Origin of the sequence: Stygiolobus azoricus (genome assembly GCF_009729035.1) — an archaeon.
Classification (GTDB): domain Archaea; phylum Thermoproteota; class Thermoprotei_A; order Sulfolobales; family Sulfolobaceae; genus Stygiolobus; species Stygiolobus azoricus.
The window spans coordinates 656,027-672,073 of record NZ_CP045483.1 but is presented as its reverse complement, the minus strand read 5'-3'; the positions used below and the strand labels follow the sequence as shown (position 1 = coordinate 672,073).

Below are 16,047 nucleotides of genomic sequence, written 5' to 3'. Positions count from 1 at the left end.
AATTAAAGAGTAAATTAGTAGTAAGAAGATAATTATTTAAATGTATATGTTCGTTAAAAATATTGTATGGTATCAAACAGAACACTACTTCTATTGGTTGTAGTATTAGGTGTATTAATGGGTGCTGTGGATTCTACTATAGTCATCTTAGCACTACCTACAATTGTGACAGATCTTCATTCTAATCTCTTGACAATGATCTGGGTTATATTGATTTATTTACTAGAAGTTGCTGTGTTAACTACCCAATTAGGGAGATTGGGAGACTCTTATGGAAGGGCTAAGATATACAACTTAGGTTTCATTGTCTTCACCATCGGTTCTGCCTTATGTGGAGCATCTCCTTCAGCGTATTTTCTCATAGGCTCTAGAGGTGTTCAAGCTCTGGGAGCCTCTATGATGCAAGCTAATAGTGGAGCGATTATTTCAGACCACTTTCCTCCTAATGAAAGAGGTAAGGCCTTCGGTTATACTTCAATAGGTTGGAATGTAGGGGCTGTGTTAGGAATAGTCCTAGGTGGAGTAATAACAACGTTGATAGGATGGAGGTATATATTCTACATTAATGTCCCTATAGGTATTGTAGCATCTCTTTTAGGGTTTAGAGTAGTGAAGGACGTAAATAAGATAAAAAGAGACTTTGATGTATATGGGGTTATTCTCTTTGGAGCGGCGTTATCTCTGATAACTTACGGAAGCTCTGAGATAGCGGGCGAAGGATTAGCGTTAAAAAACGTGATACTAATACTAGTAGGATTAGTTCTTCTATTTCCCTTTATAGTGATGGAAAAAAGAGTTAAAGCCCCGCTTATAGATTTTAGTGTATTTAGAAATAGAGTCCTTACAGCTTCTTTATTTGCATCGTTTTTCCAGAGTACGGGGTACTTGTCTACAGCCTTTTTGTTAATCATGTATTTGCAAGGAATAAGGGGCTTATCTCCTTTAAACGCTTCTTTATTGCTTGTTCCAGGTTACGTAATAGCGAGTATGGTAGGTCCTTTAGCTGGTAGGCTTTCGGATAAGATTGGGGCTAGAATTCCTGCCACACTAGGTATAGGTTTGATGGCATTAGTATCGTTACTTTATTCCCATATATTAAATCTAGACACTCCTCTAATCTATATAGTAGGCTTATCCGTTATAGGTGGTTTAGGTTCTTCTCTTTTCTACCCAGCTAACAACAGTGCAGTAATGGCCAATACACCTAAACACTCTTATGGTAGTATTTCTGGTATGTTAAGGACCTTAAGTAACACGGGTATTTTATTGAGTTACGTAATCTCGATCACAGCCGCATCCCTTACAATTCCGCGTTATGTAGCTTTTCAGGTTTTTCTTGGCACTTCTGATCTTATAGGTGGTGTAGCTGACAAATTTATAAACGGTTTGCATTCCGCGTTTTTAGTGTCTGTAGGAGTACTCGTAGTTGCGTTAGTGTTATCGGCCGTGAGAGGTAAGGAAGTAAGGACTACTCTAGTTGATGTCGCAAGGAGTGCAAATCGATAAATCCCTTCTATTGCTCCTTAAATTACTTTAACTTTTATTATTAGTTGCTATAAAAATTACTATATATTCCAAAGATAGAAAATATAAGATAAAAGATTAATCAAATTAAAAATACCCCTAGTGAAATTTAATCCAGTGTTCATTTTAAACGCTCTTTAATTTAACTTTATATATGGGGACAATTAGAGTATGTTAGCATGACTTTAGAGGTAGAGGAAATCGATGGAATATTGAGAATATTATCCGTGGATAAGAGAAAACTAATATCAAGGCGAATTCCTAAACCAATAATTCATGATTACTATAAATTTTTCAAACTAATTTTAAATTCAATTCCTTTCAAAACTATAGTATTCATAGTATCTACTAAAGAAGATGCTGAAAATATTACTAGAGTCTTTAACAGAATATTCCCAGACAGAGAGGCGTTTGTTTTTATAGCAGGAAGTAATACTAACGAAATACTAATGTTAGTACAATTAGGACAAGACAATGAGAAGGCGAAGGAGATAGGAATGGGAGACAATATCAATCAATAAAGCAATTCGGGATAACTAGGAATTTAAATAGACGAGATAATATAGAAAGCTGTTTAAACTCCGGTAATTAGTTAGTGAATAGACCTTAATGAACCTGGTGTTGGATGTCACTAATTACATCGGTATTGTAGCTTTTTCTGTTTCTGGTGCAATTAAAGGGATTAAGAAAAACATGGATCTTTTAGGTGTTCTGGTTTTAGGCTTCTCTACAGCGTTAGGCGGTGGAATAATAGCAGATTTGCTCCTTGGCAAAACTCCTCCTACCAATTTAACGTACTTGCCTTATCCTACTGTTGCCTTATTATCGAGTTTGTTCACATTTGTGTTCTATAAGATCTTTTCTCATGTTCAAAAGCCCTTACTTTATGCTGACGCTATAGGTTTAGCAGCTTTTGCAGTATCTGGTTCTTCTTTAGCATACTCGGTTTCTGAAAATGTGTTGTTAGTCGTTACTGTTGGGACTATCACAGCTACGGGCGGTGGTGTTATTAGGGATCTTCTCTCTAACGAAGTTCCCATGGTACTCACTAGGGACTTTTATGCCACAGTAGCTATACTAGGCTCATTAATTTACTTCTCTCTGAGGCAACTGGGGTACTCGGATCTCGTGACGACGATGGTAAGTTTCACCATTACTCTAGTAATAAGGGTTATGGCAATAAGGAATAAATGGGAGTTGCCTAAAATTAAGGTTTAAAGATCTAGGTCTTTCCTTTTACCACACTATTTCTAAAATTTTAACAATTCTTAGTTAGATCTTTCTGGTTTATTTTCTATTTAGTTTTTAAGACTACATGGGCATTAAGTACTTCTATTTTTTAATAATATCTGCGAGATACAAGAATTTCATAGGTTTAATTATTTATAGATCGTGAATACTAGCTACTAGTTCAGACGCTCAACTAATTTTTCAAAATCATAAAATTTTTTGTATCATGTTTCTATTATAAAGTAGTAGTGATATTATTAACTCTAGACTCTACCTACCTTAAATCTTACGGCTTATATTTCCTCTTACTGTTGTATTTTCAAAAATTGATGAAATGACAAGATTTAATTCATAAAACCTACACATCACAAGAAATATTTAATTATTATACTAGTTCTGAGCACAAACTCCCACGTCCAAAAGAACTTCATAAAAGCTTATTTTTCACGGTGGGTCTGTTATTTTTGTGTTAAGACGTGGTTTAGTTATGGAGTGTTGTAAGCCCCGTTAATTTGTGCAGTTAAGTCGCAGTTAACTGTACACTGTATTATATAGTTCCTACAAAGAGAACAATAAAGACGTCACTTCCACTTGAAATAAGGGTAAAGATGTTCATTACGTGATTTGAAAGTAATACGCTCCTTGAGTATTCCCGGGTCTCAGATATTGGGAGATATAGCTAAGACGTGTAAACTCCTTCTGCTAAAAATAAATGAAAAAAGAGAGAAATTGTGAGAATTTAATAAATATAGAGCTAGAATTGCATATTTATTATACTCAATCTAATGAGATTAACAATGCCCTAGTTTAACTGAAAAACAAAAATAGGTGGAGAATCATGGTAATAATATGAGGTCTGACGAACTCTGGTCCAGCATAAGAGATATTTATGAAAGTATCCTAACTCATCCTTTTATAAAGGGCCTCATAGACGGCTCTTTACCTCTTGAAAAGTTTAAGTATTATATTATTCAGGACTACCATTATTTGGAGGAATTCGCTAAGGCATTAGCTCTCCTTTCTGCTAAGGCTGATAAATCAGAGGAAAGGGAGTTATTCGCAACTCACGTAACCCACGCCCTTAACGTGGAGAGGGAGCTTCACCAAGGATTTGTAAAAGAGTGGGGGATAAACCCCGAGGGATATGAGATTTCACCTACTAACCTCTTATATACTTCCTATTTATTATCAGTAGTGTACTCGAGACCCTTTTATGAGGGTGTAGCAGCAGTTCTCCCTTGTTATTGGATATACATGGAGGTGGGAAAGGAGTTAAAGAGGATGGGTAGTAATAACAAGTTTTACCAGAAGTGGATAGATACTTATGGCGGAGAGGAGTACGAAAAGGGAGTCAGAGCTGTTATTAAAATCATAGATGAATTTGAGGTGACTAAGGAACAAGAGGAGAATATGAAGAGGCATTTCAGAACTGCTTCGATATTTGAGTACATGTTCTGGGACTCTGCATATAAGTTAGAGAGATTTCCCTTTAGCTTAAAAAGGGCGGGGCATTAGGCCTACTGCTTTTGTTGCTTTTCTTCGTCTTTTCCTCCTAACTTTTTCATTTCTCTAATAGGTCCCTTCATTGTGTCCTTTACCCCTTCAGTCAGTGTTCCAGTTACATCTTTAGTGTGGTTTACAGCTTCCTTAACAGTCCCTTTGAACTCCTTTTCCGCTTCTTTTCCACTTCAATTGAAGCCTTTACTACGTCTTTCCCCACTTCCATTGTCTCTTTAGTTACACCCGCTGCTGCAGACATTGAGGCTTTTCCTACTTCCTTTCCGGTCTCTATCATTTGCTTCATGTTTTTCTTCATTTCATCCATTAATTCTTTCCAAACCATGTGATTATTTAGAATTTACTATATTAAAAATTTTTTCATCAAAATGAAAAAACATTGTCATTTACTCAAGGTCTTCATAGGACTCCGTTTCCTCAGGATTTCTCTTTTTATACTCTTCATAGGCTCTCTGGTTCAGCTTAGGGTACTCGTTAACGTGTCTCTTGTAAGCTTCTATAATCCTATATGCTATATCTAACGCCTCTTGGTCTGTCAACCTAATGACCTTGTCTCCTTTGTCATCTGATATGCGTACGAAGAAAGCACCGTCGACTACACTAGTATCTTTAATAATCGGTGGTACTTCGTCGATTGAGATCCACACTATTCCTCCGTCGTTTTTCTTATGTATTTTTCTTACAATGATAGCCATGAGTTACAATTATTAGAGAAAGTTATAAAGCATTACTGTATCAGTAAGTCCGTCGTTTTTCTCGTCTTAACATTTCAGCTTAAGTAGCCTTAATTGTAAATGTATCTTCATCTTATTAAAAACTCTTTGATTCATAAAATACTGTATGCTTCTTATTTCTTTCCTTTACATTAACTTACTTATAAAACTCATGGCATTCATATGTAGAAATGAAATTGCACATAAGGGTAATAACACCGTGGATAATACTAAGTAAGCTTTGCCAGTTTGGGCTAGCCCACGATTGTTATCACTTATTAGCATTAAATATTCAATATTTATTTATACACAAAATATATTATTTTGCTAGCAGTTTATTTATATTAAATTGTAAACATATGAAGTCCTAATTTATTACTATATTTTATTCTGATTATAACATAGAAGAATTTTCATTAAATGATAGGTATTAATGCTTGAAAAAGATTAAAAACAATCAAAATATCCTAAAATATATATTCAAATATGGTAGGTCTTCTCTGTTAACTTTCAGGAAAAAATAAGGTTCATTATGGTATTTCTCTACTTTCGTATTACTCGATGCAATTACTTGTTAGGGCTATATCCGGACATTCAAAACTTTATAGAAATAATAACTGTAGCAATTTAAAATTCTTTATATTATAAATTAACAATTGAGTATTTAATTGTTTGAAAAAAGATGCATTATCTTAAATTTTTACTAAATGTTAATTTTCAATGTTGGAATTTAATCATAATGTCTTGGTACCATTAACGTAGATTTGTAATGATCCAATGTAGGATTTCATAGGTGCCTTTATAGTCAGGGTGAAGACCATGTTCTGTCCGTGGTCTATAGTGGTCGGTAAAGATGGCGATGCGCTTACAAGAGTAAACGGAGCTGATACGTTTATCCCAGTTATTTCAATAGGTAACAAGCCGTTATTTTTCATAGTTAGTGTTATAACAAAGGTTTGACCGCCGTGGAGAGTTAAGGAAGAGTTGCTATACGACGTTTGGATTGTATTGATCAGGAAACTGTTCTGGTATTCCACGTAAATGCCTTGTACGTTAACTGTGTAGAAGTACCCGTTACTGTAGAGGTAATATGCAACACCTGCCAATATTAGTAGGATTATAATAGCTACTATAATTCCTTTCATTTCAGTGTACTATTACACTTCTCTTCTTTATTAAGATTGTTCATAAGGCAATCTTATAAAGAAGCTATAAATTGAGATAACTTCGAATTAGAAATAATCACAAATTTTAAATAGTATTCAGTCTAATTTAGTATGGGAAAAGAAAAATGGAAGAAGAATTTAGAATGCCTTTAATAGGTGAAAAGTTTCCTGAACTAGAGGTTGAAACAACTCACGGAAGAATAAAGCTACCAGACCAATACAAGGGTAAATGGTTTGTGTTATTTAGCCATCCTGGTGACTTTACACCCGTATGCACTACCGAGTTCGTGTCTTTTGCTAAAAAGTATGAAGAGTTTAGGAAGTTAAATACAGAACTAATAGGTCTTTCCGTAGATACTAACATCAGCCACATAGAATGGGTTAACTGGATAGAAAGTACTCTGAAGGTGGAGATACCTTTTCCAATAATAGCAGACCCTATGGGCAGAGTTGCAAAAAGACTAGGAATGATTCATGCCGAGTCCTCCACAGCTACAGTAAGGGCTGTATTCATAGTTGACGACAAGAGCATAGTGAGGCTTATAATGTATTATCCCCTCGAGTTGGGAAGAAATATAAATGAGATCCTGAGGAGTATAAAAGCTTTACAGTTAATAGACAAGACCGGAGCTGTTATGCCGGCAAATTGGCCTAAGAACGAAATAATTGGTGATAACGTGTTAAATCCCCCTCCAAGAACTGTTAAAGACGCTAAGCTGAGGTTGGGACAATATAAAGGCTATGCATGGTGGTTAACTTACAGAGAAATAGATAAGAAGGAAGCTGAGGAGGCATCTAAATATATCTGAACGATTAGACGAAAGGAAAAATTTCCCTTGTCTTTTTAATTTCTTTACATTAACTTTGTTCCACAGTTTAAGCAGAACTTAGCTCCAGGTGGGTTCATATATCCGCATTGGGGGCATCTTATTTGTGTTTGAGGCATTGACTGTTGAGGTGTTGGTTGTCCCATTGGTGGCTGTATCGTTCCGGGCTGTGGTCCCATTTGCATTCCCATGGGCATTTGCATGTCGAAGAGACCGTCGTTTATCTGTTTATCTATGTTACCGAATAATCTTCTGTTAATCAATTCTCTACCAACGGGTCCTATATGCTCTTCTTCTACAATTATGGTGAAATCGTTAGGATAACCCTTAACCCTTACAATTACGGTTTCTACGTGATGTAAATGTCCTCTTTTTATAGCCCTTATCTCGTAATCCGCATATTGTGGCATAGTTGGTTGCATCATTCCCATTGATAATTGTTGGACTTGGCTTTCCCAACCTTCGCTTAAGAACATGTTATTTATCTCTTGGACTAATAATGGTATATTTACGTATCTCCCTGTATATGTTTTTTGCATAGTATAACTCTATTTTCACATGATTATATTGGTTGCTGTTATTAGGATTGGAAACGGCATTCTGAGAGGACTTCTTATAGGGTTTAAACTTTTCAATGAGAATTTTTTTAGATAATACATTTGTAATAAAAAATATTCATAAAGTCCAATTAGTTTATAATTGACAATATCTTAACTGTTTTCTTGTTTGCCGATAAAAAATTAAAAACTTTAAGTGTAATTTTCAGAAATGTTTAAAACCAATTTAAGTTTAATAGGTTTTGATGCCTAAAAAGATCTGGTTCGATGAAAAGGGCTTAATTAAGTTAACAATAATCTTAAGTTTAACAATTTTTGTAATAGCTTTTTCACATTCATCTTCAGCACAAACTACTAGCAATATTACAGCTGAAATTCAATCTTTAAACCAATCCATTTTAGCTTTAGAGAACCACACTGCAGACTATCCTTCTGCAGCGGTACCATCTTGGCTTGATACCGGAAGTAACGCGTGGATGCTTACGGCGGCTACATTCGTAGGTCTTCAAAGTGTCCCTGGTGTCGCACTATACTATGCAGGCCTTTCTAAGAAGAAGTACGCTGTTAATTCCGCTTTAATGGTGTTTTATGCATTTGCTGCTGTCCTAATAGTTTGGATGATCGCTGGTTATAATGCAGGTTTCGGTTACCCTGCATTTATTCATGTTGGAAAATACGGTATTATGGGTTATCCGTTACCGGCTTGGTTAGGTAGTTATGAAGCCCACCAGACAGTCTACGGACCAGGAGGTTCTCTAGTCGATATACCTACATCGACCTACATATTTTTCCAGTTTGTCTTCGCCGCTATAACCCCAGTATTACTCGCTGGTGGTGTTATCGAAAGAATGAACTTTAAGGCATGGATGGTGTTTGTACCTCTATGGTCTTTACTGGTTTACAGCCCCGTAGCGTATTGGCTATTCGCAGGAGGTTGGTTGAATCAATTAGGGGCTGTAGACTTCAGCGGAGGTTATGTAATTCATGTAGATGCTGGTGTGGGTGCTCTAGCTGCTGCATTAGCTGTAGGTCCTAGATTGGCTAGTGAGAGGAAGTTAGAGGCTCACAATTTGCCTTTAGTCTTAGCAGGTGCGGGGCTAATATGGTTAGGATGGGACGGATTTAACGGTGGCGACCCAGGAGGAGCTACGATAGATGCTGCAATAGCTGTATTAAACACTAACATAGCTACTGCAGCAAGTGCCATAGCATGGATGCTTATGGATATGGCGTTCTTTAAGAAGCCAACGTTAGTAGGTGCCACTTCCGGTGCAATTACTGGTTTGGTAGCTATAACGCCAGCAGCTGGATATGTGAATGGCTGGGAGGCAATGGTGATAGGAATTGCGTCTGGAACGATACCATGGCTTGCCTTATATAAATTAGAGCCTAAACTAAAGGTAGACGACACATTAGGAGTCTTTTCCACACACGGGATTGCTGGAATACTTGGTGGTTTACTTACTGGTATATTTGCAAACCCTAATGTCACACAGTACGTGGCTCCAGGATTAACTGGTGCGCTCTATGGTAACTGGTACCAATTGGCTGTTCAAGCGTTAGGAGCTGCAGTAGTATTTGCATATGACTTCACAATAACGTTCGGTCTATTGAAACTCATAGGTCTGTTCATACCGCTTCAAGCTAAACCCACTGAGCTTGCTGTAGGAGATTATGCAATACACGGTGAGGTGGCATACTCCGAATTATTAGCAACCTTACCTGAGTCTGCTAAGCAAGAAAAGGAGGAAGAAGTAGAAACAAAAGAAGGGGAAAAGGAAAAGAAATAAGTTAGTGTTATAGATAAATTAAGTTAAGATATAGTAATTAAAAAATCAAATAAATAAAAGATAACAACAAATCTTTTTTATAGTATTGTCTTTCTTCTATCATATCTATTTGTGTTTTACTTTATTACTTTAGATTTTTAGGTTTCGACAAATTAATTATATTATGGAACACTTGTTACGTAATTTTTCGACCTTTAAGGAGGTAGAGCTTAGGTACCAGTCCAATTCTTATCTTAATATAGTGATAGTTAACGGAAAACCTACTGGTCTTTATAAATGGTCTAAAAGAGGGTACAGTGTTAGGGCTTTTGACGGTTCATCTCTTCTATTCTCTTCTTCACCTACTCCTGAAGGTCTAGAACTAAAAAGTTTAAGGTTTAGGAGTTGGGAGAAAGGAATTTCTTCAGATAAAAGGGTTGGTGGAGAGTATTCAGTAAATGAGAAAATAAAATTAGACGACATATCTACTGAAGAGAAGGTCAAACTCTTAGTAGACCTCTCTAAATTAATCTACTCAGATAAGAACCTTAAGTCTAAGGTTGTCTCAGTTAATTTCTATTACACGGAGTCAAAGGAGGAAAAAGAGATAATGTTTGAGGACGGTGTTAAAGTAAAGGGATATGTTCCTAGGGTCAGTCTTTACTTTTCTATAACGTTGAAGAACGGCGAAAGATCCGCGACTATTGCTAATGGAGACCTAGGTGGTAGCGGAGGGTTTGAAATCGTTAAAAATTGGAACCTTGAGGAGTTCCTCCCGAATACTTTGGAGTCAGTTGATAAAGTTCTGGAGAAAGGAAAAGCAGTGACACCAGGCAGGAAAGACGTAATCCTAAGTAACCAGTTAGCGGGGATAATTGTCCATGAGTCCGTAGGTCATCCATTTGAAGCTGACAGAGTTTTGGGGAGGGAGGGAGCACAAGCTGGACTGAGTTATTTAGTAGGGAAGAATTTCGGAGAGAAGATAGCCAGTGATAAAGTAACTGTAATAGATGACCCCACAATCTACGGTAGTTCTGGTTACTACCTAATAGATGACGAGGGGATAGAAGCGAGGCCTAAATATCTCATAAGGGAAGGTGTAATTAATGAACTTCTTCAGGACAGATTCTCTGCCTATAAGTTCGGTGTTAAAAGTAACGGGTCTGCAAGGGCTTCAGCGTATGATAGAGAACCTATAGTAAGGATGTCGAATACGTTCTTTAAACCTGGTGAATTGACTTTTGATGAGTTAATGGAGAACGTAAAGGATGGGGTTTACTTCAAATCCTATATGGAGTGGAATATTGATGATTTGAGGGTAGGGGAGAGATACGTAGGGCTTGAGGCGTATGAGATTAAAAACGGAGAGATTGGGGAGCCACTGCTCTTCCCCGTTTTGGAGACTACTACTTTTGAGCTTCTGTCTTCGATAGACGCAGTGGACAATACTCTCTCCTTTTATAGAGGGACTTGTGGGAAAGGAGACCCTGATCAACCGATCCCAGTGTGGTTTGGTGGACCTAACATGAGGGCGAGGAATATAACCGTAAAGGTAAGGGGTGAGTAAGCGTGGAACTAGAGAAAATACTTGAAGGTCTTAAGGGATTTGACAGTGTAATAATAAAGAAAGTTAAGACTAAGAGGTTAATTGTAAAGTTTGTTTTAAGCGAAATAGCGGAAGTCCAGAGGCTAAATGAAGTTGAATATTCTGTCTCTGTAGTCAAAGGTAAGAGATTTTACTCTTATACTTTCTCCGGAGAGGAAGAACTGGATAAGATAATTAAGGGAGTAAAAGAGGGATTTAACTACACTGTTGAGAGCGATATAGTCCCGCAATTGACAGAAAACGATGGTGAAGTGAAAGTAAAAGAGGATAATGCTGAGTTAAGGTCTGTGATAGAAGGACAAGACGTAAGTTTTATAGATTCAGTATTGGCGAAGTCAGAGTTTCCGAGTTCTGGGATAGTGAACGTTTATGAGACGACAACTGAGCTTATGACGAACAAGGGGTTTAAAGGAACGGAGACCAGAGTAAGGGCTGACGGTTATGCAAGGTCTTTTAACGGTGAGTATAGCGGTCAGTGGGCGTTTTTCTCTGACTCACTTAAGGGGTTTAACGAAACCCTGAAAAAGGCTAATGAGTTCGCTTCAATAACCGGTAAAGTGAGGATAGACGACGGAAAATATAGCGTTGTTCTCTCACCTCTAGTGATAGCTAATTTCATGGTGTTCTTTGCCGACTTCGCTTCAGCTTTCAGCGTAATGACAGCGTCGTCCTTCCTCGCTAAATATAAAAAGGGTGAGAAAGTAGCCAGTGAGCTTCTCACAATATCTGATATCCCCAGAAAGGGTAGGATTGCAGAATTCGATGATGAGGCTACTTTTACTAGAGATAAGGAGATAATTAAGGACGGGGTATTTAATTCGCTTCTGTTTAACAACGAGTTAGCCCAGATTTTCGGGGAAAAGACCACGGGTAATGCAGGGTTAATATATCCCATTGCTTATTCTTTCGAAATTAACTCGGGAGACCTATCTCTGGACTCGTTATTGGCGAGTAGTAAGGAAGTGATCTTTCTTAATAATAATTGGTATACCAGGTTTCAGAACTACTATGAAGGAACATTTTCAACTGTAGGCAGGGATGCAGTAGTATATTATAAAGAGGGTAAACCGCAAGGTGTTGTTGGTAGGATAAGAATATCTGACTCCTTCCCTAACTTGATAAAGAATGTTAAAGGACTCGGAAAGGATAAATATAGTGTGAGGTGGTGGGACGCACCTATACCTACTATCTCGCCGTATGTGTACGTAGATGGTGTTAACATAACTAAAGCTTGGTAAAGGTGGAATTAACGTCCTATTTCTATTTCTTAGAATTTTAAGCTAAGAAGAAATTCTAATTATTTACTTGCTATTTTATATTTATTGAGTGGTAATTCATTATTATGGACATTAATTCTTTCTATTTTGATTCTGTCAAACTATTTAAAGTAAAGAATAGAGGGAAGAAAGTAAAGAATGTAGCTTATTCTGAGCTTTATAACTTGAGTTTACCTACGCAATCTTTGTTTGATGAACTGAAAGACAAGGATTTCGTTGCAACGTTATTGGGATTACAAAAAGTAGAAGATAACATGTATATAATTCCTTTTCCAGCATTACGTAGAATGATAGGAGTAACATTAAAGAAATCATTAGCGTTAAAGATAGAAGGACCCAAAGTTATACAAAACATTATAACTTACGTGCTATATGACGGGACATTACTCTATGAAGTTTCGTTTAGAGTGATAGATTACTCCAATGGTAAGTGCGGCATGTCAGTAAGTTTAGTGATCTATTATACTGAGAGATTTCTGAAAGATAAAGTTAAAAAGAGGCTTGAAATAGTTACGATGTCAATTATGGAGAATATGAGAAAGGTTTTAGCCCCTTACTTAATTACCCCTGCCTGAACATATAGGTCTTTATTTTGTCTCCCTCAAGTACTAGGTACAAGGAGTGAAGGATTCCCTCGCTGTATTCACTTCCCGGGTTAAATACCATAGTCCTGCCCAGTTTATCGAAGCCCTTAGACTCATGGATGTGACCGTGGAGCCCAACTAATGGTTGATATTCCTCGATTATTCTTCTAACACTTACAGAACCTACATGGGTAAACACGATCTCTCCTCCTTTTACTACTGGTTTCAGATTCGAGTCAAGTAATGGTGCGTTATCAAGATGGGTATTATACGGGGGAGCATGAAGATTATATATTGCCTTACTCTGGTCTTTTATCTTATCAGCCATTTCCTTCAGGTCTTTATATATCGAGTCCTCGTCCTTCTCTCTTGGTGTTTTCCAAGGTGTAGGGTTTACATAACCGTACGAGATCATCTCATGATCTCCTATTTCGATTATTTCTCCTTCGCATTTCTTCATTATGTCAGACTCCTCTATTACTCGAAATAAATATTCTGGATCATCATTCCCTAAGTTAACATAAATAGGAATGTTAGCCCCTTTGAGCTTTTCCTCCGCAATCTTCATCCAACCTCTCACAACACTCTCCATAGCCTCCTTAAACTTCTGGTTTACTAGGTCTTTATTATACTGCATTTCCTCGTGCTCTTTTTCACTAACTATAGTGTAATATTCCCCTCTCTTTCTAATCTCCTCTGTTAATTGCGCTAAACCTTCTTTTCCTACCTCTTTTTCTTCTATTCTGTATTTGCCGTTTCCAAGATCAACAATTGCGTAAAGCGCTTTTCCTGCCAGATCTCCGCCAATTATAAAGGCGTCAACTTTGAATTGGAGTCCGGCATTGAGGAACTTTTTGAATACAATATCGGAACCGTGAATATCACTTGTAAATAATATTTTAACTTGGCTGCTTTTCTTGTCAATGGTCTTATCAGAATTCCTCCTAAACAGACCCACGAGTTTGATTATTTGTTTGTTTGTTTTTAAAGTTGTCCTATTAAAGATTTTATGTTTTATAATTCGTCTTAACTGCCCCAGGTATACTACTTTTAATTCCTTCTGTTAATGGACATTTCTCACTAAATTTTCATAATAACGGGAGAGAGCAATAGATCACTTATTCCGTTTTACGTTAAGTTTGCAAATCGCAGAGTTGAATTAACTCTAATAAAACTATCTTGGCTCCTCACTGTGGGTTTCGTTTTTGGCTTAAATTCTTGTCACTGTTATCAACTAGTAGTTATTATGTAATTAAGTAAATAAATATTAACCGTGATTCAATGACTACATGCGTGGATAAGTCCATACTTAAATTTCTGAAGAACACATCAGGGACGATAGAAGCCATAACTAAGGCTCCACCTAGCGACGAGTCCTTCAGGAAATTAATAAAGAGAATAATTATTAACGAAAGTGAGAGACTGAATAACGTTCTATTCGGTAATGATATGATTACTGCCATGAAGGCCGGGTACAAGACTGCGATACTCGGTTACCTCCACTCTGCTGAGGAAAATAACAGGTTTCTTATAGAGAGGGCCTCTCTTTCGGTCTTTGTGAAAAATACTACCGAGGCTTACAAAAGAGCGTTGGAGAGAAGGGATTGGCATAAACTAGTTGATGATGGTTTTATAATTAGGTCTGGAGGAGAGGGATTAACTAGGATAAGGAAGTTCAGTGGAAGTAGGGAGGTCAACGGTATAACTATCTATTTTGCCGGGAAACCTGTGTGTGAAAAACATTTGAAATGGGAGGATTACTCGCTTTCAATTCACGAACTGTATAAAGAACTAGGTTTTAAGAAAAAGAAGTACAAGGAGGGTATAAAGTGTGTGTACTGTAAACAAGAGGCTAAGTATTTCACGTTAGCAATGCCTAAAGCTAGTGCGTTAATAGCTCTAGCATGCGAAACGGTGGGCAAGAAATCTAACTCTCTCCTCAAGATTTACGCTAATTTGTCTAGAGTTTTACACCCTTACGGGTTTACGGATTTGCCTAAAGAGAAAGTTTTTACCGTGTGGGCTAGGGATCTTTTAATGATATTGTTAGAAATCAATCAACTCCTTTTCCCTTGCGACTTCAAACATAGCACCGGAAGCAGTAATAACGGGAAGTCTGCCTTCCATTTCCTTAAGTATTGGAAGAGTAGAAAGAATGGTACAAGCGACGTAAATGGCATCAGCTGAAGACTGTTGGGCTACCTTAACGGCTTGTAACGTGAGTTCATGCGGTGTAGAAGCTATTTCCTTCCCTCCAGTCCTTCCGAGGGCTATTGAGCCAATTACTTCGAACCCGAAATCTTTAAGCCACTTTATTTCGTAGTCATGCCTCCTCTGGTTATAAGGTGTGATCAAGTAGATTTTTTTAGCTTCTAACTCCCTGAGCCTAGTTATAATCGCTTCTGTTGCGATTATCGTCGGTTTGGAGAAGAACTTCCTCATTCTCTCCCACTGATTTTTGAAGAAGACTCCGTAAGATCTAGCATAGAAGATCACGTCACTCTTTTCGACTTCGTGTTTGATCTGGCTTAATTCTTTATACATTCTTTCCATTTCGTCCTTCCTTATACCGTGCCCGGGATAGAACTTCATATTAAAGATCTTAAACCTCCCGGGGTAGAGGTAATTAACGTCCCTTGGTAATGTCGGGTTTTCTTCAGATATTATCAGGGAAACCGTCTTAGGCATAGTTATTCTCCTTAATCCACTCTGTTATTATCTTCCAGATCTCGTTGTAGTGTTGTCCTAGAGGAGAATGCTTCATTCCTTTTATTATATATAATTGACATTTACCTCCGTATTTACGTATCACATCGCACAAAACAATTGAGTGCTCTTTCAATACTATATCGTCATTCTCTCCGTGTATTAGCAGCGCGTTTTTAATTCTGTCAGCGTACTTTAACGGGTACCACTCTAACTCCTCCTCAGGTAAGTTCTTTATGTCCTCGTATATCTTATGCTGAATAGTGCCTGGTGGGAATTTCGAAAGGTATTCCTTTTGTTTTCTCCTATCTGAGGGGGCTGAAACTGCTATGACACTTTTTCCCTTTAAAGCTGCAGCGATTAGAGCTACTAAGCCTCCTCTAGAATGACCAGCAATTAGGTCAAAGTCATAAGTTAAAGCTTTTTGAACACCTTCTTTAGCCTCGATCTCGAACTCAGGTACTAATACTTCTCCAAATTGGCGCAAAGGTTTAGCTAACCATTCTACTTTCTCCGGTGATGACCCTTTGCCGTGCAAGACTAGGGATTTCATGGCATTTACACTAAATC

At 37.4% G+C, this 16,047-nt stretch carries 16 protein-coding genes; 9 read left to right on the top strand and 7 right to left on the bottom strand.

What is annotated here, in order from left to right; genetic code table 11:
• Nucleotides 1-66 precede the first annotated feature (66 nt).
• The 4 genes from D1868_RS04000 (at nucleotide 67) to tenA (ending at nucleotide 4,269) form a co-directional block, all read left to right on the top strand.
• Nucleotides 67-1,506 (top strand): MFS transporter, encoded by a 1,440-nt coding sequence (locus D1868_RS04000; RefSeq protein WP_156005784.1) that lies wholly within the window; start codon nucleotides 67-69, stop codon nucleotides 1,504-1,506.
• Between the two features lie 197 nt (nucleotides 1,507-1,703).
• Entirely contained in the window at nucleotides 1,704-2,045 is a 342-nt protein-coding gene (locus D1868_RS03995) for a hypothetical protein (protein ID WP_156005782.1), read from the top strand.
• 97 nt (nucleotides 2,046-2,142) lie between these two features.
• Nucleotides 2,143-2,742: a trimeric intracellular cation channel family protein gene (locus tag D1868_RS03990; protein ID WP_338055773.1), complete on the top strand. Its 600-nt coding sequence runs from the start codon at nucleotides 2,143-2,145 to the stop codon at nucleotides 2,740-2,742.
• Between the two features lie 861 nt (nucleotides 2,743-3,603).
• The gene (gene tenA, locus D1868_RS03985) at nucleotides 3,604-4,269 is read left to right on the top strand and encodes a thiaminase II (RefSeq protein ID WP_156005778.1); all 666 of its coding nucleotides are present in this window, start codon (nucleotides 3,604-3,606) and stop codon (nucleotides 4,267-4,269) included.
• Between the two features lie 121 nt (nucleotides 4,270-4,390).
• Here the strand turns inward: tenA and D1868_RS03980 are convergent, their stop codons facing one another.
• From D1868_RS03980 to D1868_RS03970, 3 genes are all read right to left on the bottom strand, one after another.
• Nucleotides 4,391-4,597: a hypothetical protein gene (locus D1868_RS03980; RefSeq protein ID WP_156005776.1), complete on the bottom strand. Its 207-nt coding sequence runs from the start codon at nucleotides 4,595-4,597 to the stop codon at nucleotides 4,391-4,393.
• A 61-nt stretch (nucleotides 4,598-4,658) separates the two neighbouring features.
• Complete coding sequence (locus tag D1868_RS03975; protein ID WP_156005774.1) at nucleotides 4,659-4,967, bottom strand: hypothetical protein; 309 nt, start codon at nucleotides 4,965-4,967, stop codon at nucleotides 4,659-4,661.
• Between the two features lie 752 nt (nucleotides 4,968-5,719).
• A complete protein-coding gene (locus D1868_RS03970) occupies nucleotides 5,720-6,130 on the bottom strand; it encodes a hypothetical protein (RefSeq protein WP_156005773.1) in 411 nt (136 codons plus the stop codon).
• A 146-nt stretch (nucleotides 6,131-6,276) separates the two neighbouring features.
• On the opposite strand from D1868_RS03970, the gene D1868_RS03965 reads away from it, so the two are divergent.
• A complete protein-coding gene (locus tag D1868_RS03965; protein ID WP_156005771.1) occupies nucleotides 6,277-6,960 on the top strand; it encodes a peroxiredoxin in 684 nt (227 codons plus the stop codon).
• Between the two features lie 44 nt (nucleotides 6,961-7,004).
• On the opposite strand, the gene D1868_RS03960 is transcribed toward D1868_RS03965, so the two are convergent.
• A complete protein-coding gene (locus tag D1868_RS03960; RefSeq protein ID WP_156005769.1) occupies nucleotides 7,005-7,517 on the bottom strand; it encodes a zinc ribbon domain-containing protein in 513 nt (170 codons plus the stop codon).
• Nucleotides 7,518-7,780: 263 nt separating this feature from the next.
• Here D1868_RS03960 and D1868_RS03955 point away from each other — a divergent pair, with 263 nt between their 5' ends.
• The 4 genes from D1868_RS03955 (at nucleotide 7,781) to D1868_RS03940 (ending at nucleotide 12,762) form a co-directional block, all read left to right on the top strand.
• Entirely contained in the window at nucleotides 7,781-9,325 is a 1,545-nt protein-coding gene (locus tag D1868_RS03955) for an ammonium transporter (protein ID WP_156005767.1), read from the top strand.
• A gap of 163 nt (nucleotides 9,326-9,488) precedes the next feature.
• Nucleotides 9,489-10,871 carry a TldD/PmbA family protein gene (locus D1868_RS03950; protein ID WP_196770274.1) on the top strand — a complete coding sequence of 461 codons (1,383 nt, stop codon included), beginning with the start codon at nucleotides 9,489-9,491 and terminating at the stop codon, nucleotides 10,869-10,871.
• Nucleotides 10,872-10,873: 2 nt separating this feature from the next.
• A complete protein-coding gene (locus D1868_RS03945) occupies nucleotides 10,874-12,148 on the top strand; it encodes a TldD/PmbA family protein (protein WP_156005763.1) in 1,275 nt (424 codons plus the stop codon).
• Nucleotides 12,149-12,252: 104 nt separating this feature from the next.
• Nucleotides 12,253-12,762, top strand: coding sequence for a hypothetical protein (locus D1868_RS03940; protein WP_156005761.1), 510 nt, complete (start codon nucleotides 12,253-12,255; stop codon nucleotides 12,760-12,762).
• Here D1868_RS03940 and D1868_RS03935 read toward each other — a convergent pair.
• From D1868_RS03935 to D1868_RS03920, 3 genes are all read right to left on the bottom strand, one after another.
• Nucleotides 12,749-13,729, bottom strand: coding sequence for a metallophosphoesterase family protein (locus D1868_RS03935; RefSeq protein ID WP_156005759.1), 981 nt, complete (start codon nucleotides 13,727-13,729; stop codon nucleotides 12,749-12,751). The genes D1868_RS03940 and D1868_RS03935 overlap by 14 nt on opposite strands.
• A 1,088-nt stretch (nucleotides 13,730-14,817) precedes the next feature.
• Nucleotides 14,818-15,459: an aspartate racemase/maleate isomerase family protein gene (locus tag D1868_RS03925; protein ID WP_156005757.1), complete on the bottom strand. Its 642-nt coding sequence runs from the start codon at nucleotides 15,457-15,459 to the stop codon at nucleotides 14,818-14,820.
• Complete coding sequence (locus tag D1868_RS03920) at nucleotides 15,452-16,030, bottom strand: alpha/beta hydrolase family protein (protein ID WP_156005755.1); 579 nt, start codon at nucleotides 16,028-16,030, stop codon at nucleotides 15,452-15,454. Before D1868_RS03920 ends, D1868_RS03925 begins: the two co-directional genes overlap by 8 nt.
• Nucleotides 16,031-16,047: the final 17 nt, after the last annotated feature.